The sequence below is a fragment of the Lacinutrix gracilariae genome (assembly GCF_042684485.1).
Taxonomy (GTDB): domain Bacteria; phylum Bacteroidota; class Bacteroidia; order Flavobacteriales; family Flavobacteriaceae; genus Oceanihabitans; species Oceanihabitans gracilariae.
Map to the genome: position 1 here is coordinate 410,802 of NZ_JBHULM010000011.1, position 22,937 is coordinate 433,738.

General features: G+C 32.0%; 20 protein-coding genes and 1 pseudogene. 14 read left to right on the forward strand and 7 right to left on the reverse strand.

Going from position 1 to position 22,937, the window contains the following annotated elements; all coding sequences use genetic code 11:
• Positions 1-37: 37 nt before the first annotated feature.
• Positions 38-916 (reverse strand): GLPGLI family protein, encoded by an 879-nt coding sequence (locus ACFSSB_RS08965; protein ID WP_379903347.1) that lies wholly within the window; start codon positions 914-916, stop codon positions 38-40.
• 229 nt (positions 917-1,145) lie between these two features.
• Here ACFSSB_RS08965 and ACFSSB_RS08970 point away from each other — a divergent pair, with 229 nt between their 5' ends.
• Both ACFSSB_RS08970 and ACFSSB_RS08975 read left to right on the forward strand, forming a co-directional pair.
• The gene (locus tag ACFSSB_RS08970; RefSeq protein WP_379903349.1) at positions 1,146-1,925 is read left to right on the forward strand and encodes a hypothetical protein; all 780 of its coding nucleotides are present in this window, start codon (positions 1,146-1,148) and stop codon (positions 1,923-1,925) included.
• Between the two features lie 3 nt (positions 1,926-1,928).
• The gene (locus tag ACFSSB_RS08975; protein WP_379903351.1) at positions 1,929-2,543 is read left to right on the forward strand and encodes a deoxynucleoside kinase; all 615 of its coding nucleotides are present in this window, start codon (positions 1,929-1,931) and stop codon (positions 2,541-2,543) included.
• Positions 2,544-2,768: 225 nt separating this feature from the next.
• On the opposite strand, the gene ACFSSB_RS08980 is transcribed toward ACFSSB_RS08975, so the two are convergent.
• The 3 genes from ACFSSB_RS08980 to ACFSSB_RS08990 form a co-directional block, all read right to left on the reverse strand.
• Entirely contained in the window at positions 2,769-3,773 is a 1,005-nt protein-coding gene (locus tag ACFSSB_RS08980) for an App1 family protein (protein ID WP_379903353.1), read from the reverse strand.
• A gap of 73 nt (positions 3,774-3,846) precedes the next feature.
• On the reverse strand, positions 3,847-6,276 hold the full coding sequence (locus tag ACFSSB_RS08985; protein WP_379903355.1) for a sodium-translocating pyrophosphatase: 2,430 nt from the start codon (positions 6,274-6,276) through the stop codon (positions 3,847-3,849).
• Positions 6,277-6,508: 232 nt separating this feature from the next.
• Positions 6,509-7,036, reverse strand: a complete 528-nt coding sequence (locus ACFSSB_RS08990) for an inorganic diphosphatase (protein ID WP_379903357.1) — start codon at positions 7,034-7,036, stop codon at positions 6,509-6,511.
• 168 nt (positions 7,037-7,204) lie between these two features.
• Between ACFSSB_RS08990 and ACFSSB_RS08995 the strand changes: the two genes are divergently transcribed.
• Positions 7,205-7,606, forward strand: a complete 402-nt coding sequence (locus ACFSSB_RS08995; RefSeq protein ID WP_379903359.1) for a hypothetical protein — start codon at positions 7,205-7,207, stop codon at positions 7,604-7,606.
• Here the strand turns inward: ACFSSB_RS08995 and ACFSSB_RS09000 are convergent.
• Complete coding sequence (locus ACFSSB_RS09000) at positions 7,603-10,113, reverse strand: DUF5686 and carboxypeptidase-like regulatory domain-containing protein (RefSeq protein WP_379903361.1); 2,511 nt, start codon at positions 10,111-10,113, stop codon at positions 7,603-7,605. The two genes, ACFSSB_RS08995 and ACFSSB_RS09000, sit on opposite strands and share 4 nt — an antisense overlap.
• An 89-nt stretch (positions 10,114-10,202) precedes the next feature.
• Positions 10,203-11,183 (reverse strand): annotated as a pseudogene (locus ACFSSB_RS09005) (pyruvate dehydrogenase complex E1 component subunit beta); the annotation flags it as partial.
• A gap of 312 nt (positions 11,184-11,495) precedes the next feature.
• Here ACFSSB_RS09005 and ACFSSB_RS09010 point away from each other — a divergent pair.
• The 6 genes from ACFSSB_RS09010 to ACFSSB_RS09035 all read left to right on the forward strand — a co-directional run bounded on the left by ACFSSB_RS09010 (position 11,496) and on the right by ACFSSB_RS09035 (position 17,224).
• Positions 11,496-12,242 carry an electron transfer flavoprotein subunit beta/FixA family protein gene (locus ACFSSB_RS09010; RefSeq protein ID WP_379903363.1) on the forward strand — a complete coding sequence of 249 codons (747 nt, stop codon included), beginning with the start codon at positions 11,496-11,498 and terminating at the stop codon, positions 12,240-12,242.
• A 104-nt stretch (positions 12,243-12,346) separates the two neighbouring features.
• Positions 12,347-13,306 (forward strand): electron transfer flavoprotein subunit alpha/FixB family protein, encoded by a 960-nt coding sequence (locus ACFSSB_RS09015; protein ID WP_379903366.1) that lies wholly within the window; start codon positions 12,347-12,349, stop codon positions 13,304-13,306.
• Between the two features lie 85 nt (positions 13,307-13,391).
• On the forward strand, positions 13,392-14,009 hold the full coding sequence (locus ACFSSB_RS09020; RefSeq protein WP_379903368.1) for a bifunctional nuclease family protein: 618 nt from the start codon (positions 13,392-13,394) through the stop codon (positions 14,007-14,009).
• A gap of 10 nt (positions 14,010-14,019) precedes the next feature.
• A complete protein-coding gene (locus tag ACFSSB_RS09025; RefSeq protein ID WP_379903370.1) occupies positions 14,020-15,687 on the forward strand; it encodes a NupC/NupG family nucleoside CNT transporter in 1,668 nt (555 codons plus the stop codon).
• Positions 15,688-15,867: 180 nt separating this feature from the next.
• A complete protein-coding gene (locus ACFSSB_RS09030; protein WP_379903372.1) occupies positions 15,868-16,692 on the forward strand; it encodes a thymidylate synthase in 825 nt (274 codons plus the stop codon).
• Between the two features lie 13 nt (positions 16,693-16,705).
• Positions 16,706-17,224 carry an energy transducer TonB gene (locus tag ACFSSB_RS09035; protein ID WP_379903374.1) on the forward strand — a complete coding sequence of 173 codons (519 nt, stop codon included), beginning with the start codon at positions 16,706-16,708 and terminating at the stop codon, positions 17,222-17,224.
• A 94-nt stretch (positions 17,225-17,318) separates the two neighbouring features.
• Here ACFSSB_RS09035 and ACFSSB_RS09040 read toward each other — a convergent pair whose 3' ends face one another.
• Complete coding sequence (locus ACFSSB_RS09040) at positions 17,319-17,615, reverse strand: isoamylase early set domain-containing protein (RefSeq protein WP_379903376.1); 297 nt, start codon at positions 17,613-17,615, stop codon at positions 17,319-17,321.
• Positions 17,616-17,857: 242 nt separating this feature from the next.
• Here ACFSSB_RS09040 and ACFSSB_RS09045 point away from each other — a divergent pair, with 242 nt between their 5' ends.
• From ACFSSB_RS09045 to ACFSSB_RS09065, 5 genes are all read left to right on the forward strand, one after another.
• On the forward strand, positions 17,858-18,766 hold the full coding sequence (locus ACFSSB_RS09045) for a dihydrofolate reductase (protein ID WP_379903378.1): 909 nt from the start codon (positions 17,858-17,860) through the stop codon (positions 18,764-18,766).
• Between the two features lie 76 nt (positions 18,767-18,842).
• Complete coding sequence (locus tag ACFSSB_RS09050) at positions 18,843-19,445, forward strand: TetR/AcrR family transcriptional regulator (protein ID WP_379903380.1); 603 nt, start codon at positions 18,843-18,845, stop codon at positions 19,443-19,445.
• A gap of 52 nt (positions 19,446-19,497) precedes the next feature.
• The gene (locus ACFSSB_RS09055) at positions 19,498-20,298 is read left to right on the forward strand and encodes a haloacid dehalogenase type II (RefSeq protein ID WP_379903382.1); all 801 of its coding nucleotides are present in this window, start codon (positions 19,498-19,500) and stop codon (positions 20,296-20,298) included.
• A gap of 42 nt (positions 20,299-20,340) precedes the next feature.
• The gene (locus tag ACFSSB_RS09060; protein ID WP_379903384.1) at positions 20,341-21,075 is read left to right on the forward strand and encodes an SDR family oxidoreductase; all 735 of its coding nucleotides are present in this window, start codon (positions 20,341-20,343) and stop codon (positions 21,073-21,075) included.
• 252 nt (positions 21,076-21,327) lie between these two features.
• Positions 21,328-22,884 carry an NAD(P)/FAD-dependent oxidoreductase gene (locus ACFSSB_RS09065; protein ID WP_379903386.1) on the forward strand — a complete coding sequence of 519 codons (1,557 nt, stop codon included), beginning with the start codon at positions 21,328-21,330 and terminating at the stop codon, positions 22,882-22,884.
• Positions 22,885-22,937: the final 53 nt, after the last annotated feature.

A 22,937-nucleotide genomic window follows, 5' to 3' on the forward strand; every position in this document is an offset into this window, starting at 1 on the left:
TTCTGATTAGGTTTAAATAGAATAATGACTTAATGTATTAGCGTCTTCTTCCTCCGCCACGTCCACCACGACCTCCATACATTTCACGCATTTCTTCCATCTTTTTTAATACGGTTTCTGTATACTCTTCTTTAGTAACCTCTTTTCCTTTTTTAGGTTCTTTAATGGTTTCTTTTTCAGCAGGATTTAGTACTATTTTAGTACATAAAATAGTAGTTCTATCTGCATTAATTTCTAAAATTAAACCTGGTAATCCCCAATATTCTCCTGGACCTTGGTTAACAGGAATTTGCATGGTGTACCAAGCAGTAACTTCTATTTCTTTAGGAACTTCAATTTCTTTAATAGGCTTATTTACTTTAGCAGAATCTGCTTTTTTGTCTGCAGCACCTCCTCTATTAGGGCGCATACTTCTAAAGTCCATTTTATCTACAGGTTTCATTGCAGTAGCTTTCATAGCCAAATATTGCCCAATTTGTTTGGTTTCACCTGTCATTTTCCATTTTAATTGTGGTAAAGAATCTTTAATTAAAAACTGTTTTCCAAAAAACTCTTGTTCTTGTAATAACTGGTTTGTTTGCACATTTTTATATTGATCACCAGCAGAAAAACTAGACATCATAGCTCCAAAACCACGACCTTGAGAAGCTCCTGGAGCTGCTAATTGCTCTTCTTCTGTATAAATAGATTCTGTTTTATTAAAAGTTAGGATGTAACTTTTTTCAAGAAAACTTTTCATACGCTCCATCATTGCTTTTTTTCTATCTGCAGACATATCTGGAGATCCAAAACCATCCATATCTATAGTAGTTTTTGATGCGTAATAGGCTTTACCTTGAAAGTCTTGTTGTGCAAAAGTGAATGTATATGCAAAAAGCGTTAAGCAAATAACAGATAATGTTTTGTGTATTTTCATTTTAAGGAATTTGTAGTTTTTAATAAATGTACATGTATTAACGCCTTTAAGACTTTTAAAACATAAAAACGTTTAATTAGCAAACGTTAATTTATTGCAAAAAAAATTAAAACAATACAGAAAGCCACTTTAATCAAGGGTTGTTAAGTATTTAAAATATATTAATTTCTGGTTAAGCTATTTTTTTATTTACCATAATTGGTGCAATTTTTGTACTTTTCTAAGCCTTATGAAATATATACTATTATACCTTGTTTGCTTTACTGTTTCTGTTACTGCACAAAACACGATACAAACCACTTTTATAAAAGATACTACCTACACAAAACAGCACATTGTAGATATAGATAATTTTGGCATACATTATTATATAGACCAAAATGTGTTTTATAAAAAAAACAATACCCAAACCAGCAACTATAGTAATATTCAACTGGGTGAAATTTCTTCTGCCAACACCTTTAACCCATTAAAAATAAATCTGTTTTATAAAGATTTTAATACTGTAATTATATTAGACAATAGGTTGGCCGAAATTTTTAAAATAGACTTTAATACTACTACACCATATAAAAGTGCATCTCATATATCTACAGGTAATGATAATACCATTTGGCTCTTTAACCAAGACACCCAACAATTAGAGTTATATGATTATAAAGCCAATAAAACAAGAGCAACCACCTTACCAGTACAATCTAGAATACTAGACCTAAAAAGTAATTTTAACTTTTGCTGGCTACTTACAGAAAACCACCTATATAAATACAATTATTTTGGTAGCTTAACGCAAAAAATTAAAAATGAAGGCTTTACACAAATAGAAGAAGACAACGGAAATCTGGTTTTAAAAAAAGAAAACACACTATACTATTTAAAAAAGAATACAGAGCAGTTTGCAAAAGTAGAAATACCAAATTTGTTAATAAATCAGTTTTTACTAACCAACCAAACCTTGTATCTTTACCAACCGAAAACGCTTTCAAAATTTCAACTAAAAAACAAATAATTTATGCACGTTGCCATAGCAGGAAATATTGGTGCTGGTAAAACAACACTAACCAAATTACTAGCCAAACATTACAATTGGGAAGCGCAATTAGAAGATGTTGTAGACAATCCGTATTTAGATGATTTCTACAACCAAATGGAACGTTGGAGTTTTAATTTACAAGTCTACTTTTTAAACAGTAGATTCAGACAAGTTTCTGATATTCGCGAAAGCGGAAAAGACATTATTCAAGACAGAACCATTTATGAAGACGCACATATTTTTGCGCCAAACTTACATGCAATGGGCTTGATGACAAATCGTGATTTTGAAAACTACAAATCGCTTTTCGACCTTATGGAAAGCTTTGTTCAAGGTCCAGATTTACTAATATACTTACGCAGTTCTATTTCTAATTTGGTATCGCAAATACACAAACGTGGTCGCGATTATGAAAACTCTATTAGTATTGATTATTTAAGTCGATTAAACGAACGCTATGAAGCATGGATTCATGGTTATACCAAAGGAAAACTTTTAATTATTGATGTAGATAATCTTGATTTTGTAGACAATCCTGAAGATTTAGGTTTTATACTAAATAAAATTGACGCAGAAATAAACGGGTTATTTTAAACTAACACTATTCTTATTTTGGGCGTTACCACAAGGGTCGCGCTATTTGCTATATCTTTTTTGCGCATAAGCGCGCACAAAAAAGGATGCCGCTACTATCGCTAACGCATTAGAATTATAAATTAAAAGGGCTTCACCTTTTACTACAAACCATTAAAGTTTACTAAAGCAAAACACACCTTTCTTTAACCAAGGGAAGGTGTATATAATGAAATGGTTTTAAAACTATGCAATAAAACCATTTTCTCTAGCATGAATAATAGCTTGTTTGCTAGATTCTACCAATAAAGCAGGAGTAGTTTTATAATTTTCAAGCAATCCTTTTACTCGAATCATTTTCTTTTTATGCTTTACACTACGTAAATAAATAGCAATTATTCTATCAGGATACTGCTCAGCAATTTCCATATAAATATCAGGATCATGCTCACCACTATCACCAATTAATATAAAAGGTATATCTGGATAGGTATGTAATAAATCTAAAATTTCTTTTTGCTTTTTAGGTTTTTCGTCTGGTGCTTTTTTCTTTAAAATATCTTTAAAACTCCTAAGTAAAATAGGACCTTTCGGAAAGTTGTTTTGCTTTAAAAACAATTCTAAATATCGATATAAATTCCACGGACTATTACTTACATAAAAAATAGGATTTGCATTGTCGCCAGATTTTCCTCGATGCAATAAATGATAAAAGTCTGCTGCACCTTTAAGAGGCAAACGCATTTTAGCAGATTTAAAAAATGTATTATACAACACACGCCATTTTAATGTAGACACTACACCTGTATGTAAAATAGTATCGTCAATATCACTAGCAACTGCAAAAACAGCTTTACTAGAAGGTATTAAAATTTCTGCAGGAAACCTGTTTTCTCTCTGTATCTTCCTTTTAATAGCTGCATCATTAAAAGCAACCTCACAAGCTAACCAACCTTCAGGATTAGTCATTTTTTTTAAATCTTGTACATCTGCTTTTAATTTAAAATACCCATGATTATCACTTGTAGTATGTAAAACTTCGCCATTAGGTAGTTTTATAGTAATAGCAACATGTTTTAATTCGTCGCTTTCTAGACGTTTCCAACTATTTAATATTAAACTAAAAGTACCTTGTTCTTCTAAATCAATAGATTCATCTTGCAAAGCTCTTCCGCGTAAATAAAAGTGTTTATCTGTTCCGTAGCTTTGAAATGCTATAATTTGAACTGGATTTTTTGTAAATAAACTCATGAATAAATAGTTGCAATAAAATAACAAAAAACCACGCTAAAAAGCGTGGTTTAAATATATAAAAAACAAAAAATTATTCGTTTACATCAATTACTTTAATAATAACATCTTTACCAGAGCCTTCTACTTTTTTAATTACCTCATCATAAGTTCCTTTTATCACTTTGCTTTCCTCCTTTTCAACACCATTTTTTATAACAACCGTTTTTACTGTAGCTTTCGCTGTAGCATCAGCATATTTTTCAATAATTGCTTTCTGTATCACTTGGCTTTCTGTATCATCTATAATTTTTTCAATGTTTACATTTTCTATTACAGTCTTCGTTTCTGCAGTATGACCTCCTAAAATAGGAGCAACCACTAAACCTATCAAGCAAGTAAGTTTAATTAAAATATTCATGGAAGGACCCGAAGTATCTTTAAAAGGATCACCAACAGTATCACCTGTAACTGCTGCTTTATGCGCATCAGAACCTTTATAAGTCATTTCTCCATTAATCTCTACTCCTGCTTCAAAAGATTTTTTAGCATTATCCCAAGCACCTCCAGCATTATTTTGAAATATAGCCCAAAGCACACCAGAAACAGTAACTCCTGCCATATAACCACCAAGCATTTCTGCAATTGCCATATGCTTCATTCCAAATAACATAGGAACAAAAGCAATAAGCAAAGGAAACCCAATAGTTAACAAACCAGGTAACATCATTTCTTTTAAAGATGCCTTTGTAGAAATAGCAACACATTTATCATATTCTGGTTCTCCTGTACCAGCCATAATTCCTGGAATTTCTTTAAACTGTCTACGCACTTCTTGCACCATTTCCATGGCAGCTTTACCAACTGCGTTCATTGCCAATGCAGAAAATACTACAGGCACCATACCACCAACAAACAACATTGCTAAAACAGGAGCTTTAAAAATATTAATTCCGTCAATTCCTGTAAAGGTTACATAAGCAGCAAATAAAGCTAAAGACGTTAATGCTGCAGAAGCAATAGCAAAGCCTTTTCCTGTTGCTGCAGTTGTATTACCAACAGAATCTAAAATATCTGTACGCTCTCTTACAATAGGCTCTTGCTCACTCATTTCTGCAATACCTCCAGCATTATCAGATATTGGTCCAAAGGCATCAATTGCTAATTGCATAGCAGTAGTAGCCATCATTGCAGAAGCAGCAAGCGCAACACCATAAAATCCTGCAAATGCATAGGAAGCCCAAATAGCACCAGCAAATAATAAAACAGAAGGAAAAGTAGAAATCATACCTGTTGCTAAACCTGCAATAATATTTGTTCCTGCTCCTGTTGACGATTGTTGTACTATTTTTAAAATTGGTTTTTTACCTAATCCTGTATAATACTCTGTTACAGATGAAATAACTGCACCTACCACTAAACCAACAAGTGTAGCATAAAACACACGCATAGAAGATATTTCTTGTAAGCCTTCACCAAAAAATTGCATTTGCATGGTTTCTGGTAACATCCAGTTTACTAGTACAAAACATGCTGCAGCTACCAAGATAATAGAGGTCCAGTTACCTACATTTAAAGCACCCATTACTTGTGCTTCTTTAGCGTTGTTACTACTAATTTTCACTAAAACGGTTCCTATAATAGAAATAATAATTCCTACACCAGCAATTGCCATTGGTAATAAAATTGGGCCAATGCCACCAAAAGCATCACCTATATTTCCGCCCATATCTTTAATAACATAATTACCTAATACCATTGCTGCTAAAACGGTTGCAACATACGAACCAAACAAATCGGCTCCCATTCCTGCAACATCACCAACATTATCACCAACATTATCTGCTATGGTAGCAGGATTTCTAGGATCATCTTCTGGAATACCTGCTTCTACCTTACCTACTAAATCGGCTCCAACATCTGCTGCTTTGGTATAAATACCACCACCAACACGAGCAAATAAAGCTATAGATTCTGCACCAAGTGAAAAACCTGCTAATGTTTCAAGAACAATAGTCATGTCCATGGTATTTGTCCAAACTCCACCCATAAAAAACTGAAAGAAAACAATAAAAAATGCGGTTAAACCTAGTACTGCTAAACCAGCAACACCAAGTCCCATTACTGTACCACCACCAAAAGATATTTTTAGCGCTTTAGGCAAACTGGTTCTAGCTGCTTGGGTAGTTCTTACGTTTGTTTTTGTTGCTATTTTCATACCTATATTACCTGCAAAGGCAGAAAATACAGCACCAAAAATAAAAGCAACTACAATTAACCAATGCGTAGTTGGCACAACAAAGGATACAATTGCCAATAATACACTTACTATAATAACAAAAACGGCTAGTAAGCGATATTCTGCATTTAAAAAAGCAAGTGCTCCTTGGTATATATGATCTGAAATTTCTTTCATCTTACCATCTCCAGCATCTTGCTTCATTACCCAATTTTGCTTAATCACCATGTAGATTAAACCTAAAATTGCCAATAATATTGGCATATAAATCATCATTGATTCCATATATATATTTTTTAGTTAGATTAGTTAATAATGACTACTAATGTAATAAAAGCAATTTGAAGTAAAAAATATTTTAAAATCATCAATTTTTTAACACAATAATAATACAATTAACAAAATCAGATTAAAGTAAAAAATTTGCATAGTCGAAATACAAAACCAATAAGGTTCTAAAATAAAAAAGCCCTTTCATATTAAATGAAAGGGCTTTTAGTAGTATTACTAAAGTGTTTTATATAGTAAAATCACCTTTTGCTTTATGTTCGCTATTTTCATAACGATCTACACATTTGTCTAAGATAGCGTATGCTTCTTCAGCATTTCCCCATCCACCAACATCAACTTTCTTTTTCTCTAAGTCTTTATATACTTGAAAGAAATGTGTAATTTCTTTAATTCTATGTGGATTTAAATCATCAATATCGCTATAAATATTCCAAATAGGATCTGTTGTAGGTACACAAATTAATTTTTCATCAGGACCTTTTTCATCTGTCATATGAAAAACTCCTATTGGTTTTACTTCCATAACACACATTGGAAAAGTAGGCTCTGTTCCCATTACTAATACATCTAATGGGTCACCATCTAAGGCTAAAGTTTCTGGAATAAATCCGTAATCTCCTGGGTACATCATTGAAGAAAATAGCATTCTGTCAAAACGAATTTTATTTAATTCAAAATCATATTCGTATTTGTTTCTACTTCCTTTTGGAATTTCAATTAAAACATCAAATGTTTTTTTTCCTTTTGGGCTCATCTATATATGTAGTGTTTATAATTTCTGCTAACGCAAAAAAAGTATTATTAATATCCATAAATTGGAAGGCAAAAATACAGAAACATTTAGCTTCAAGCAACTAAAATACATGCCATTTAACTAAAAAACTGTATATTATAGACTATTTTTTATTAATATATTCTGAATATGGCTCTTCACAAAAAATATTTTCTGCTTTTTATATTATTAATTCCGTTTCAAAATTTTGCACAAACAGCATCGTGTTGCACTTCTATAGAAGTTGTAGAAGAAGCACTCTCTGGTTATTGGAAAATTAAAAATGTAGACTCTAAAAGCGTGTACCATTATTGGTTTGAAAATGGCAGAGGAAATGTTGAAAACGTAGAAACTACAGAAACAATAGGTAAATATAAGCCTGTAGAAAAATCACACTCTTATATTTATATAAAAAAAGAAGGTGACATTTTTACTTTAGAATATATTTATAAGCATGGTAGCTGGACTTCTAAAATTACGCATTTAGATGCAAATAATTTGGTTTTAGTCACTAATGAAGAAGCTACTGCGTATTACAAAATAAAGTATTAGAAAATAAACCCAAAACTACCTGTAATACCAAATTTTCTAGCATCAGGATATTGTGTTTTATCTAAGTAATTACCTCTAAAATTAAAGTCTATTCTAAAGACTTTAAAAATATTACCTATACCAAAGCTATATTCATAATACGCTTTATTGTTTGGTGCATTTAAAGCAATATTATAAGGATTTGCAGTATTATTTAAGTCGATATTTTCTTGCGATAATTCTCCCCAAACTGCTCTAAAGCCAATTATTTCTCTCCAGTTTAATTTTCTTAAAAACGGAATACGAGAAAAGAAACGACCATTAAAATTATGTTGTATATGCATCGATGCATAAGTATCTGTTACAAACTCATAATAGTCTAGATTAGAAAAGGTGTTATATATAGAAAAGTAACTTTGATTTCCTGGTACTACACTTAATAATCCTAACGGAACTTCACCAAATGTTTTACCTACTTCTAATGTAGTATATAATCTACCAAAACCACCAATAGCCCAAGGTTGTAAATAAGAGAATTGTAGTTTGGTATAGTTAAAATCACTTTTAAACATATTTTTGCTACCATTAGATACTTGCGCAAAAATTCTAGCAAAGTTATCATTAGCTTCTCTACGTTCTACACCAAATCCTGTCATTTTTCTTTTTGGAAAATAAGAGATAGATAAAGCGCTTTCAAATTGTTTAATTTCTGAAGCAATTCCTGTAGGTGTATTATAATCTAAACTAAAGGTTGGCGAAGCAGATTCTAGTGTTCTATAGTTTCCGCTTAACCTAAAAACAAGGTTTCTTACAGGTTCTAATTCTGCCGCTAAACTAGTTAAATTAATAGAGGTAAGTTTATCATTTGTTCCTGTTCCTACAATAGAAGAGGATGCTAAACTACGACCTAACACATCTGTTGATGTTGTTAAACTTGCTCCTATTTGCTCTACATCTCTTCGGTTTCCTCCAGAGAGAATAAATCTATTTTTTTTATTTAGTAGAACTTTACCAGAAATACCATATTTAAATTTATCATCTTTAAATCCATAGGCTGTAAATCCTTCAATTCGCCAAAGGTCATTTTGTCCAAAATAAGTTCTTCCTCCTGCTCGCAAACGCAACCCTTCTACTTCATTATAACCAAAGGTGGAAAAAATAGGTCCGTAATCTAGGTTTAAGCTAGGCATTTCTATGTAACCTGAAGCTAAAATGCTTCCTACATTGTAAAGGCGTTTAAACTTTTTAACCGTTTTTAAGGTGTCTAGCATTTTGTAAACTCCTTTTTCATCCTTGTTTAAGGATTCCATTCGGTTTGCTTGCCAGAACTCATCTTCTCTATTGTATACATCTTTATCATAGTTGTATACTTCTTGGCTATAAAATTTTTCGTCTTTAGGAATATCAAAGGTATAGTCTTCATACAAAGTAGTACGTTTACCATAAACACCTCTAGATTTTTCTTTTTTATTAAAAGAGAAATCAGACATAAAATAATCTCTCTTTAATAGTAGTAAAGAGTCATTTAATACATCAAACTCTTGCTCTATATAAATTTCTTTTACCCAATTTATATTAGCGCTTTTAGAGGCTTGCATATTAATTTCTTTAATAGCATAGGTAGTATCTGCAACCCAAAAATCACCTTTAAAGGTTAGTTCGTTTTTACGTCTTGGGTAATAAATAATATTATAGCACCATTTATTATCTATATATGTACTATCTGATAAAACGTAGTTATAGGTATTAATTCCTGTTTTAGATATTGGACTTACAAAACTCTTATCGAAAAATTTCAGGTAATTATCATAAATATCAAATTCGGAATAAAGATCATTCACAAAATCAATTATTACTTGATTATCGCTGAAACCAGAGTTTTTATTACCTAGTAAATCTTCTTTTTCTTTATTGATAACATTGTCACCATATACTTTAGAAACGGCTTCATTAATAAAGATAGGTAAATAGGTTTTTCCTGTTATGCGCGAAGTATCTACTTCTTCAAACACAAACTCCATACCTTTAAACAGTTTACTTTTAATAAGCGAACTATCAATAGTATTAAGGTCAAACTCTACTTTTTCGTATTTATCATATTGGTATTGCTTAAATTGCTTTAAGCCATTTTTCCTTTTATTTTCCCATACTTTTTTAAGAATGGCAATTGCAGGATTTTCAGATTCTTTCTTTGATTGTTTACCTGTTACAATTACTACTTCATCAAGCGCTCCTGTTTCTTCTTTTAAAACAAACTTTAACTGGTAGCTTACTTTCTTTTTTAGAGGAACATCTAATGTAGTAAAACCAATAAAGGAAACTATTACAGCATCCCAAGTGGCATCAGATTCTAAATAAAAAGTACCATTTTCATCTGTTATAGTACCTTCAGAAGAACCTTTAAATATAACGTTTGCAAATGCAATGGGATCATTAAATTCATCGTACACTTTACCGCTAATTTTAGTTTGTGCGACAACTAAAATATTTCCGAAAAAAAATAATAATAGAATTAATTTATACTTCATCTAGTCCCTTTGCTTTCATTATACTTTATACTAAAAAACTTCATCAACAAAGTTGCCAATGAAGTTTATATAACGAAAATAATTGGTTTTTATTTATACATTACTTTTTTTACAGCTGCAACAACATCATTACTGTTAGGTAACCATTCTGCTAATAATACTGGAGAGTAAGGTGCAGGCGTGTCTGCCGTATTTATTTTTACAATTGGTGCATCTAAGAAATCAAATGCTTTTTCTTGAACTTGGTATGTAATTTCTGTAGAAACGTTACCAAATGGCCAAGCTTCTTCTAAAATAACTAGTCTATTTGTTTTTTTAACAGAAGTTAAAATAGCATCAATATCTAAAGGTCTTACTGTACGTAAATCTATAATTTCGCAAGAAATATCTTCTTTAGCTAATTCATCAGCAGCTTTATAAGCTTCTTTAATAATTTTACCAAAAGACACTATAGTTACATCTGTACCTTCTCTTTTAATATCTGCAACACCAATTGGTATTACATATTCTCCTTCTGGCACTTCACCTTTATCACCATACATTTGCTCACTTTCCATGAAAATAACTGGATCGTCATCACGTATTGCTGCTTTTAATAAACCTTTAGCATCATAAGGGTTTGAAGGTACAATCACTTTTAAACCTGGTGTATTTGCAAACCAACTTTCAAAAGCTTGTGAGTGTGTTGCTGCTAATTGCCCTGCAGATCCTGTAGGACCACGAAAAACAATAGGACATTTAAATTGTCCGCCAGACATTTGTCTAATCTTAGCTGCGTTATTAATAATTTGGTCAATACCAACTAAAGAGAAGTTAAAAGTCATAAACTCTACAATAGGTCTATTACCTGTCATGGTAGAACCAACAGCAATACCAGAAAAACCAAGTTCAGCAATTGGTGTATCAATTACACGCTTTTCACCAAACTCATCTAACATACCTTTACTAGCTTTGTATGCTCCATTATACTCTGCTACTTCCTCTCCCATTAAATAAATGCTTTCATCTCTACGCATTTCTTCGCTCATGGCTTCGCAAATAGCTTCTCTAAATTGTATTGTTTTCATTCGTGATTTTTTATTTGTTTTATTCTAAAAATGAAATCTACTAACCACATTTTAGTTTAATAAACTAATGATGCAAGGTTCATTTCACATACCTTATTTATATTTACGAGAACAAAAATAGCAATAAAAGAAAAACTTTCTTAGAAAGATTTGTTTAAAATTTATTATGCACGCATAGCAAATAATCAAAATAAAATATTTAACTTCGTAACCTAGAAAATAAAGCCTAGAATTTTAATTCGCTATTTATGAAACGAAAACGATATAGTTCTAGCCTTAACAAAACAAATACACTTTTAATTAAATTATATAATTATGAAAATTTTAGTTTGTATCAGTCACGTTCCTGACACGACATCAAAAATTAATTTTACCGAAGGAGACACAAAATTTGACACCAATGGTGTTCAATTTGTAATAAACCCTAATGATGAATTTGGTTTAACACGTGCCATGTGGTTTAAAGAAAAGCAAGATGCTAGTGTAACTGTAGTTAATGTTGGTGGACCAGAAACCGAACCTACGCTACGTAAAGCCCTAGCAATTGGTGCAGATGAAGCAATACGAGTAAATACAGAAGCTATAGATGGTTTTGCCGTTGCTAAACAATTAGCAAAAGTAATTGAAGATGGTGCATATGATTTAGTAATTGCTGGTCGTGAATCTATTGATTATAATGGAGGAATGGTTCCTGGAATGATAGCTGCTCTTACAAATGCAAATTTTGTAAATAACTGTATTAGCCTAGAGGTTGATGGTACCAATGTAACTGCTACCAGAGAAATTGATGGTGGAAAAGAAACCGTTACTACTGCATTACCTTTAGTAATTGGTGGACAAAAAGGATTGGTAGAAGAAAGTGATTTACGTATACCAAACATGAGAGGAATCATGATGGCGCGTAAAAAATCTTTACAAGTTTTAGAACCTGTTACTACAGAAGCAGAAACTACATCTGTGAAATTTGAAAAACCTGCACCTAAAGGCGCTGTAACACTTGTTGCTCCAGATAACTTAGATGAATTAGTAAACTTACTTCATAACGAAGCTAAGGTAATTTAGTGGTAAACTAAATAATTCCGAACTAGATTTGGAACCTTTTAAAAGTTTACAAAAACATTAATGAGATCTCCACCTAGGTGGAAATAAAAAATAAAGAATATATTATGTCAGTTTTAGTATATACAGAATCAGAACAAGGAAAATTTAAAAAAGTAGCTTTTGAAGTAGCTTCTTATGCAAAAGCAGTTGCTAACCAATTAGGTACAACCGTTACTGCAGTAACAATTAATGCTAATGATACAAGTGCTTTAGGAAACTATGGTGTAGACAAAGTATTAAATGTTACCAATACACAATTAGACACTTTTAACGCCAAAGCATATGCAGATGTTGTAAAACAAGCTGCAGAAAAAGAAGACGCAAAAGTAGTTATTGTTAGCTCTACCGCAGACAGTAAATATTTAGCGCCATTATTAGCAGTTGGTTTACATGCTGGTTACGCTACAAATGTAGTTGAAGCACCTACTAGCACTTCGCCTTTTACCGTAAAACGTACTGCTTTTACCAACAAAGCATTTAATATGACAACTATTAATACAGATGTAAAATTAGTTGCTGTTTCTAATAATTCTTTCGGATTAGTAGAAAATTCTGGTAGCGCTGCTGCGGAAGACTTTGCTCCTACCATTCCAGATTCAGGAGTACAAGTACAATCTGTAGATAAAGCAAGTGATAAAGTAAGTATTGCAGATGCCGAAATAGTAGTTTCTGCTGGTCGTGGATTAAAAGGTCCTGAAAATTGGGGAATGGTAGAAGAATTAGCAGACGTACTTGGTGCTGCTACTGCTTGTTCTAAACCTGTTAGTGATTTAGGATGGAGACCACATAGCGAACACGTTGGACAAACAGGTAAGCCTGTTGCTTCTAATTTATACATTGCTATTGGTATTTCTGGAGCTATTCAACACCTTGCTGGTATTAATGCGAGTAAAGTAAAAGTGGTAATAAATACAGACCCAGAAGCACCTTTCTTTAAAGCTGCGGATTATGGTGTTGTAGGTGATGCTTTTGAAGTTGTACCTAACTTAATCGAAAAATTAAAAGCCTTTAAGGCACAACAATAAATATTTTTTTATAAATTGTATTGTTAAAAAGGACTGTTTAAATTTTGTTTTGTCCTAATTTAAACAGTCTTTTGTGTTTTTAAATATGAGCTTAGTCAAGTTAAACATAAAAGGTATTTCGTATAGCCAAACGCAAAATGGCGCTTACGCATTGATTTTAAACGAAGTAGATGGAGACAGAAAACTTCCAATAGTTATTGGTGCCTTTGAAGCACAATCTATTGCCATTGCTTTAGAAAAAGAAATCAGTCCTCCAAGACCACTCACACACGATTTATTTAAAAACTTTGCAGATCGGTTTGATATTGTGGTCAAGCAAGTAATTATTCATAAATTAGTAGATGGTGTTTTTTATTCTAGCTTAATTTGCGAACGCGATAAAATAGAAGAAATTATTGATGCAAGAACTAGTGATGCTATTGCTTTAGCATTACGTTTTCATGCACCTATTTTCACCTATAAAAACATTTTAGATAAAGCTGGTATTTATTTAAAAGTGAATCCTGAAAAAGAAGACACAAACAAAGAAGAAGACATTCTTTTAGACGCCTTAGTTGCCGAAGAATTAGAAACTGCTTCCCCAAGTGAAACCTTTGCTAGCAAAACTATTGAAGAATTAAACAGACTACTAGAAGAAGCTGTTGCTAATGAAGATTACGAAAAAGCTGCACATATAAGAGACGAAATCTCTAAACGAAAATAAAAAACACCACATGAAAAAATTTGTATTAGCTATTGTAGCTATTTTTTTTGCATTTTCTACAAGTATTGCTCAAGACCTTGAAAAAAAATGGATAACAAATAATCAAAGCAATAGTTTTGAAACCTTAGAACTTAATCAAGGTGAATTCAATACAACAAATGCTTCTGGAGATTACATTCACCAAAACAACTTATTAGTCTTTTACTATAACCAACCAAACGACACTATAAGACGTTACAAAATTAAAGAGCATACAGACTCTACTTTAGTATTTTCTGAAAAAGACGTAGACTATCACTTTACCGCTTTTAAACAAAAAGAAGCTGTAGCAGCAGTAAATAGTACAGATACCAATAATACCATTGTAGATAGCCAAGGATTTTCTATGCAAAGTTTATGGCGTGGTATAATAGGTATGCTATCTCTTTTAGTATTAGCCTTTTTATTTAGTAGTAATAAAAAAGCTATAAACTGGAAAACAGTAGGACTTGGCTTAGCTTTTCAACTTATTATAGCAGTTGGTGTGTTAAAAGTTCCTTTTGTTCAAAAAATATTTGAATGGGTTGGAGGTTTATTTGTTAGCGTATTAGACTTTACAAGAGCTGGTAGTCAATTTTTATTTGATGGCTTAGTGGTAGATATGGATACTTTCGGATTTATTTTTGCCTTTCAAGTACTACCAACAATCATCTTCTTTTCCGCTTTAACATCGCTTTTATTCTATTTAGGAATTATTCAAAAAGTAGTTAAAGCCTTTGGAATTGTTTTATCTAAAGTATTAAAAATTTCTGGAGCAGAAAGCTTAAGTGTAGCCGGAAATATTTTTCTTGGTCAAACCGAAGCACCTTTATTAATTAAGGCATATTTAGAAAAGATGAATAAATCTGAAATGCTTCTGGTTATGATTGGAGGTATGGCAACCGTTGCTGGTGCTGTACTTGCTGCTTATATTGGTTTTCTTGGTGGAGACGATCCTGCTTTGCGTTTAATGTATGCTAAACACTTACTTGCGGCATCTGTTATGGCAGCTCCTGGAGCCATTGTAATTTCAAAAATACTATATCCACAAACCGAAGATATTAATACAGACGTTAGTGTTTCTTCTGAAAAAATAGGGTCAAACATTCTAGATGCTATTGCAAATGGTACTACTGAAGGTTTACGACTAGCAGTTAATGTTGGTGCTATGCTTTTAGTATTTGTTGCTTTTATTGCTATGTTTAACGGAATTCTAGGTTGGGTTGGTGACATTACAACGATTAACTCTTGGGTTACAGAAAACACAGCCTACCAAAGTTTATCTTTAGAGCTTATTTTAGGATATTTATTTGCTCCACTTATGTGGCTTATTGGTGTTGCTACAGAAGACATGGCGCTAATGGGACAGCTTTTAGGAATTAAATTAGCAGCAAGTGAATTTGTTGGTTATATACAATTAGCAGATTTAAAAGACGTTGCAAGCGCTACACATTTAACGTATAACAAATCTATTATTATGGCTACATACATGTTATGTGGTTTTGCAAACTTTGCTTCTATTGGAATTCAAATTGGAGGTATTGGATCTCTTGCTCCTGGACAACGTAAAACATTGTCAGAGTTTGGTATGAAAGCATTAATTGGTGGTACTATTGCATCACTAATGTCTGCAACTATTGCAGGAATGATAATAGGATAAAAGCTCTTTTAATTCCCAAAAAACGAAAAAATTACTTGAAAAATACTCGTTAATAACTTTTAATATTTGTTAATGAATCTTTTAAGTAGTTATCTATCATTTTACTTAAATTCGCCCTTGCACTTATAATTAATAATTTTAAGAAAGTTTCTTCCTTTTTGGAAGACAGAAGATGGGCTCATGAAACAATATTTAGACCTAGTAAAACACGTTTTAGAAAACGGAAATGAAAAAGGAGACAGAACAGGAACTGGAACAAAAAGTGTTTTTGGTTACCAGATGCGTTTTGATTTAAGTGAAGGTTTCCCAATGGTTACTACCAAAAAGCTACACTTAAAATCTATAATTCACGAGTTACTTTGGTTTTTAAAAGGAGATACAAATATTAATTACCTTACCGAAAATGGGGTTAAAATATGGAATTCTTGGGCTGATGAAAATGGAGATTTAGGTCCTGTGTATGGACACCAATGGCGTAACTGGAATAATGATGAAATAGACCAAATAAAAGAGGTTATTCAAGCTCTTAAAACAAATCCTAACAGTAGAAGAATGTTGGTTTCTGCTTGGAATCCTTCGGTTTTACCAGATACTACTACATCTTTTAGTGAAAATGTTGCTAATGGTAAAGCTGCGCTTCCGCCTTGTCACGCCTTCTTTCAGTTTTATGTAGCAGATGGAAAATTATCTTGCCAATTATACCAACGTAGTGCAGACATCTTTTTAGGTGTTCCGTTTAACATTGCTTCATATGCCTTGTTAACTATGATGATGGCACAAGTTTGTGGTTACCAAGCTGGAGATTTTATTCACACTTTTGGTGATGCACATATTTACAGCAACCATTATGAACAGTTAGAATTACAAATGTCTCGTGAACCTAGACCGCTTCCTAAAATGAAAATCAATCCTGAGGTAAAAGATATTTTCGATTTTAAATTTGAAGATTTTACACTAGAAGACTACAATCCGCATCCACATATTAAAGGAGCTGTTGCTGTATAACTTAAATTAACCAATGAAATATTTATACCTTTCTTTATGCTTATTGTCTAGCATAGTTTCCTTTTCACAAGAGAATACAACAACTACAAATGAAGTAACAAAAGATTCTGAAGAGGTTTCTTTTTCTGTAATTGAAAAAGTACCTGTATATTCTGGATGTGATGAAAACATGGGAAACCAAGCCTTAAAACAATGTATGGCTTCTCAAATGCAAGCTTTTGTTAATAGAAACTTTAACTTAGAACTATTGAAATCTGTTGGGCTTACTGCTGGAAAACATAGAATTAAGATTCAATTTAAAGTAGACAAAGAAGGAAATATTATAGATGTACGTGCAAAAGCACCACATCCTGAATTAAAAAAAGAAGCTATTCGTGTGGTTAGCTTAATACCTAAATTAGATAGACCAGGTTTTCAAGATGGCAAACCAGTTATAGTACCTTATGGGTTTCCTATAGCTTTTACTATAGATCCTCCTAAAGCTTTATCTAAAAAAGAACAACGTAGACTTAAAAAGAAAAATAGATCTTAAAAGTCTCTTTCTTTTTAAAGACAACATTGCAGGTTTTAAATTATAAAAAGGTACTTTCTTCTATAGATGGTACCTTTCGTTTATTTAATACCTATTACAAATTTATTACACTATTGTCTGAAGCCGCATAATCATTCCAAACAAAAGCATCTGCTTGTTCTTCATTTTGCCACTCACCATCAACCACATATTTAAACTCATAAGTGCTTCCACTCTCTAAATTTACGGTTCCTTTAAATGTTCCGTTTTTAAGTTTTTTCAAAGGCGCTGTTTTTGCATCCCAATTGTTCCAATTTCCTGCTAATAACACTTCATTTGCTTCTTTTGCAGGAACCGTGAATGTTACTTTACATACAGGCTTACTTTTTAAAAATTGTTTCTTAATTGCCATAATATTATTGATTTAACGTATTCAAAATTAAATAAGAAAGTTAGAGGTATCAAAAAAATAAATACCTAATTTTGAATTATTATTTTATTGCTAATAATTGTACTTTAAAAATTTTAATTTATTATAAAAGCAACTAGTATTTAAAGAATTTAATAATCAGCAATTCACTATAATACACTGAATATCAAATCAAAACGATTTATAAAAACAATTAAGTAACTTTACTTTTTAAAAGCAAGCCTATGTTTGGAAAAAAGAAAAACAAACCACAAATAGACCAAGAGCAATTACAACTTATACAAAATGCACAACGTAGAATTAAGCAAAAAAAACGCTTTTACACACACCTTATTGTATTTGCTGTTATTGGTTTAATCATGTATACATTTAATGTTGGTTTAGGTTTAGCAGATGAGTTTACTTTAGCAACACTACCTTGGTCTACAGTAATCATTGGCTTTTGGTTTTTACTTCTATTTTGGCACTTTTTAAACGTGTTTTTATTTCAAACCTTTATGGGAAAAGAATGGGAGCAAAAACAACTAGAAAAACTAGTTAGTAAACAACAAGAACGCATAGAAAAAATTAAAGAAAACCTTAAAAACGAAGCTCCTATTATTGCCGAAACTCAATTGTATAATGAAAGTATAGCTGCTAAAAAACAAGTAATAACCATTATTGTAGCTGCTGCTGAAAATGATGCTATTGGTAAAGACAACCAACTTATTTGGCATTTACGTGATGATTTAAGAAGATTTAAAACACTAACTTCTGGGCATCATATAATTATGGGAAGAAAGACTTTTGAGAGTTTTCCTAAACCACTACCTAACAGAACCCATATTGTTATATCTAGACAAGATAATTACCAAGTACCAGAAGGTGTAATAGTAGTGAATTCTTTAGAAAAAGCACTAGAGAACACAAAAAGCGATATGCAACCTTTTATTATTGGTGGTGGCGAAATCTACAAACAAGCCATGCCTTTAGCAGATAAAATAGAAATTACTCGTGTGCATGAAACCTTTGAAGCAGATACTTTTTTCCCTAAAATAGATGCTTCTGTTTGGAAAAAAACCAGCGACACTTACCATGCTAAAGATGAAAACCACGATCATGAGTTTTCATTTTTAACTTATGTAAAGAAATAAAAGCAACTTCTACCTTTTAGTTTTACTTTAACACATAAAACATACCAACTAGTATTTTTTATGCTATCTTTGTACTATGCAACAAGAACTTAAATCAGAACTCACAAAGCAAACCATTTTAAACGAATCGTTTAAACTGTTTTATGAAAACGGATTTAAAACCACTAGTGTAGATAAAATAATGAAAGCAACCAAGCTTACTAAAGGTGCTTTTTATCATCATTATAAAAACAAAAAAGAACTAGGTCTTGCTGTTATTAGTTTAAAAGTGCAAAAAAGAGTTTATGAAGGAATGATTTCTCCTTTATACCAACCAGGAAATACCTTAACTATTTTAGAAAACACCTTTATAGATAGATTAAAATCTTTTCCTATTTACGAAAAGAAACACGGTTGCCCAATGAACAATTTTATTAATGAAATTGCAGATTTTGAAACCGCATACCAAATGGCCTTAAGATCTATTATTGACGAATGGAAATCTGTTTTAATTCAACTCATAGAACGAGGAAAAGAAGAAAAAACAATCCGTAAAAATATATCAAGCAAAGCAGTTGCTGTATATTTAATAAGCGCTTTTGAAGGTATTCGTGGCATTAGAAAACTATATAATAATGATGAAATTCTTGAAGAATACATTCAAGGACTCTCCTTATACCTAACCCAATTAAAAGCTTAATTTTTTTAACCAAAAACATACTAGTTAGTATGTTTTTATAACAATACAACACATGATACATAAAAAAAACAACAGAAGAGATTTTATTAAAAAAACAGCAATGGTAGGTTTGGCTGCTCCGCATTTAGCATTTAGCTCTACTTTAAACGAACCTTCAAAAACAGAAAGCACAAACATAAGACCCAAAGTGTTATTTTTTGATGTTAATGAAACCTTATTAGACCTTACTGCCATGAAAGAAAGTGTTGGTAAAGTGTTAGGAAACCGAAACGATCTTTTACCATTATGGTTTACCACAATGCTACAATACTCCTTAGTTTCTACTGTTGGAAGACAATATAATGATTTTGGTATCATAGGTGCTGCAGCTTTACAAATGGTAGCTTCTAACCATGGTATAACCTTAACAGAAGAACAAGCTAGAGAATCTATTTTAGGTCCTATTAGATCTTTACCTGCACATCCAGAAGTAAAAGCCGCTTTACAAAAATTAAAAGATGCTGGCTATAAACTAGTTTCATTTACGAACTCATCTAACAAAGGTGTGGAAACGCAATTTAAAAATGCTGGTTTATTAGAGTATTTTGATGAAAGATTAAGTATTGAAGATATGGGTAAATTTAAACCTCATACAGATGCTTATGATTGGGCTGCCAGAAAAATGCAGATAAAACCAGAAGAATGCCTTTTAGTAGCAGCACATGGTTGGGATATTGCAGGTGCTATTTGGGCAAATTGGAGAGGTGCTTTTATTAGCAGACCAGGAGCACAATTATATCCATTAGCAGAAAAACCAGAAATAATAGCATCTAATTTAACTGTAATAGCAGACAAACTTATTGCTTTAAAATAAGGGAAGCCCTTAAACATAAATAACTCTTAAAACTATAATCATATGAAACTAGATAGTAAAGTAGTAATAGTAACCGGTTCTTCTAAAGGAATTGGAAAAGAAATTGCAACACTTTTAGCAAAAAATGGTGCAAAAGTAGTAGTTAATCATTCTAATAGTGAAGCCGAAGCACAAGCAACTGTAGACACCATTAAAGAACAAGGAGGAACAGCTATTTCAGTAAAAGCAGATGTAAGTAAAAAAGAAGAGGTAACTGCATTGTTTGATCAAGCATTAAGTGCTTTTGGTAAAGTAGATGTTTTAATTAACAATGCAGGTGCAATGATTTCAAAAGAATTAAAAGATAATACGGAAGCAGATTTTGACAAACAGTTTGATGTTAATGTTAAAGGTATCTTTAACACACTTCAAGAAGCAAGTAGTAAATTAGCAGACAACGGAAACATCATCAATATATCCTCAAGTACTGTAAAATTAATGTTTCCTACCTATGCATTATACTCTGCATCTAAAGCTGCAGTAGAACAAATGACACGTGTATTTTCTAAAGAAATAGGAAGAGGAATATCTGTAAACGCTTTAGCTCCTGGAGCAACAGAAACCGAATTGTTTTTAACTGGTAAAACACCAGAATTTATAGCAAAATTAAGTAGTATGAATGCTTTTAATCGTTTAGCAAAACCTATAGATATTGCTAGAGTAGCACTATTTTTATCTAGTGATGATTCTAAATGGATTTCTGGACAAGTAATTGGTGCAAATGGAGCCTTAGTTTAATACTATTTCTGTAGCATAAAAATTAATAAAGCCTGCTAGCAATTGCTATCAGGCTTTTTAATAAATAGTATTTATTTACAGGTTTTTTAAAAGCATATTTTCGTAATCTCTTCAATAGAAATATAAAAAAGCGTATTCTTCTTACAAAAAAATCACTTCGCTTTTAAACAAACCTATTTTCTGTAGGCACTGTAACAAGTGTAAAACAAAAAATCTTTAATTCGCTATTGCAATTTTCCTTAAATTCGCAACATGATTAAAGACCTTCAATTACGCGTTTCACTTAAAGAAGAAGAAATAACAAATATTCTTCTAATAAAAGCTTCCGAAAAACTAGCTATTTCTCGCGAAGATATTTCAGGCATTAAAGTATTGCGTAAATCTATTGATGCGCGTAAACCAAAAATATTCTTTAATTATAAAGTTGCTGTTTATATAAATGAGCCTGTTCCTGAAACTTCAGAATATGTTTTTGAATATAAAGACGTATCCAAAGCAAAACCTGTTCATATTATAGGTTTTGGTCCTGCAGGAATGTATGCTGCATTGCGTTGTATAGAACTTGGTTTTAAACCCATTGTTTTAGAACGCGGAAAAAACGTGCAAGACAGACGTAGAGATTTAAAAGCTATAAACCAAGATCATTTTGTAAATGAAGATTCTAATTACTGCTTTGGTGAAGGTGGTGCAGGAACCTATAGTGACGGAAAACTATATACAAGAAGTTTAAAACGTGGTGATGTAAGACGTATTTTTGAAAACCTTGTTTTTCATGGTGCAACAGATCAAATTCTGGTAGATGCGCATCCGCATATTGGTACCAATAAATTACCAAAAGTGGTATCAAATATTAGAGAAACCATTTTAAAATATGGTGGCGAAATTCATTTTGAATCTCGTGTCACCGATTTTATTATAAAAAACAATGCCATTCAAGGTATTCAGCTTCAAAATGGTAAAGAACTAACAGCAAATAGAGTTATTTTGGCTACAGGTCATTCCGCTCGAGATATTTATTATTTATTACATAAAAAAGAAATTGCCTTACAAGCAAAATCTTTTGCTATGGGAGTTCGTGTAGAGCATCCACAACATATTATAGATGCTATTCAATACCATTGTGATGGTAATAGAAACGAGTTACTTCCTGCTGCTGCCTACAGTTTGGTGCATCAAGTAAATAATAGAGGTGTATATTCTTTCTGTATGTGTCCTGGCGGATTTATTGTTCCTGCCGCTACTGCAAATGGTGAAGTTGTAGTTAATGGTATGTCGCCTTCTAAAAGAAATAACGAATTTGCAAATTCTGGTATTGTAGTAGAAATTAATGTGGATAAAGATTTACCTAAATATGAAAGATTTGGAGTCTTAAAAGGATTAGAATATCAAAAGGATTTTGAAAAACTAGCCTTTACTGCTGGAGGAAGAAGCCAAACAGCTCCTGCACAACGATTAACCGATTTTGTAGAAGGTAATTTATCTTCTAGTTTAAATCCTACTTCATACCAACCAGGATTAAATGCTGCTCCTCTACACTCTTTGTTTCCAAAATTAATAGGAAGCAGATTACGTAAAGGTTTTAAAGCTTTTGGTACTAAAATGAAAGGCTTTTATACTGCCGAAGCCAATATTATTGGTGTAGAATCCAGAACCTCATCTCCTGTAAATATTCCACGAAAAGAAAATTTAGAACACCCTGAAATTACTGGCCTTTTTCCTTGTGGTGAAGGAGGTGGTTATGCTGGCGGAATTGTTAGTGCTGCCATGGATGGTGAACGCTGTGCAGAAGCCGCTACTAGTAACCTTTAATTAAACAATATCTATATGTTTTTATTTAAACCATTTCACTTACCATAGCTATA

Bases quoted from the DNA above. Each gene is read 5' to 3' on its own strand.
- ACFSSB_RS08965 (WP_379903347.1), bottom strand. From the start codon at position 916: ATGAAAATACACAAAACATTATCTGTTATTTGCTTAACGCTTTTTGCA.
- ACFSSB_RS08970 (WP_379903349.1), top strand. From the start codon at position 1,146: ATGAAATATATACTATTATACCTTGTTTGCTTTACTGTTTCTGTTACT.
- ACFSSB_RS08975 (WP_379903351.1), top strand. From the start codon at position 1,929: ATGCACGTTGCCATAGCAGGAAATATTGGTGCTGGTAAAACAACACTA.
- ACFSSB_RS08980 (WP_379903353.1), bottom strand. From the start codon at position 3,773: ATGAGTTTATTTACAAAAAATCCAGTTCAAATTATAGCATTTCAAAGC.
- ACFSSB_RS08985 (WP_379903355.1), bottom strand. From the start codon at position 6,276: ATGGAATCAATGATGATTTATATGCCAATATTATTGGCAATTTTAGGT.
- ACFSSB_RS08990 (WP_379903357.1), bottom strand. From the start codon at position 7,036: ATGAGCCCAAAAGGAAAAAAAACATTTGATGTTTTAATTGAAATTCCA.
- ACFSSB_RS08995 (WP_379903359.1), top strand. From the start codon at position 7,205: ATGGCTCTTCACAAAAAATATTTTCTGCTTTTTATATTATTAATTCCG.
- ACFSSB_RS09000 (WP_379903361.1), bottom strand. From the start codon at position 10,113: ATGAAGTATAAATTAATTCTATTATTATTTTTTTTCGGAAATATTTTA.
- ACFSSB_RS09010 (WP_379903363.1), top strand. From the start codon at position 11,496: ATGAAAATTTTAGTTTGTATCAGTCACGTTCCTGACACGACATCAAAA.
- ACFSSB_RS09015 (WP_379903366.1), top strand. From the start codon at position 12,347: ATGTCAGTTTTAGTATATACAGAATCAGAACAAGGAAAATTTAAAAAA.
- ACFSSB_RS09020 (WP_379903368.1), top strand. From the start codon at position 13,392: ATGAGCTTAGTCAAGTTAAACATAAAAGGTATTTCGTATAGCCAAACG.
- ACFSSB_RS09025 (WP_379903370.1), top strand. From the start codon at position 14,020: ATGAAAAAATTTGTATTAGCTATTGTAGCTATTTTTTTTGCATTTTCT.
- ACFSSB_RS09030 (WP_379903372.1), top strand. From the start codon at position 15,868: ATGAAACAATATTTAGACCTAGTAAAACACGTTTTAGAAAACGGAAAT.
- ACFSSB_RS09035 (WP_379903374.1), top strand. From the start codon at position 16,706: ATGAAATATTTATACCTTTCTTTATGCTTATTGTCTAGCATAGTTTCC.
- ACFSSB_RS09040 (WP_379903376.1), bottom strand. From the start codon at position 17,615: ATGGCAATTAAGAAACAATTTTTAAAAAGTAAGCCTGTATGTAAAGTA.
- ACFSSB_RS09045 (WP_379903378.1), top strand. From the start codon at position 17,858: ATGTTTGGAAAAAAGAAAAACAAACCACAAATAGACCAAGAGCAATTA.
- ACFSSB_RS09050 (WP_379903380.1), top strand. From the start codon at position 18,843: ATGCAACAAGAACTTAAATCAGAACTCACAAAGCAAACCATTTTAAAC.
- ACFSSB_RS09055 (WP_379903382.1), top strand. From the start codon at position 19,498: ATGATACATAAAAAAAACAACAGAAGAGATTTTATTAAAAAAACAGCA.
- ACFSSB_RS09060 (WP_379903384.1), top strand. From the start codon at position 20,341: ATGAAACTAGATAGTAAAGTAGTAATAGTAACCGGTTCTTCTAAAGGA.
- ACFSSB_RS09065 (WP_379903386.1), top strand. From the start codon at position 21,328: ATGATTAAAGACCTTCAATTACGCGTTTCACTTAAAGAAGAAGAAATA.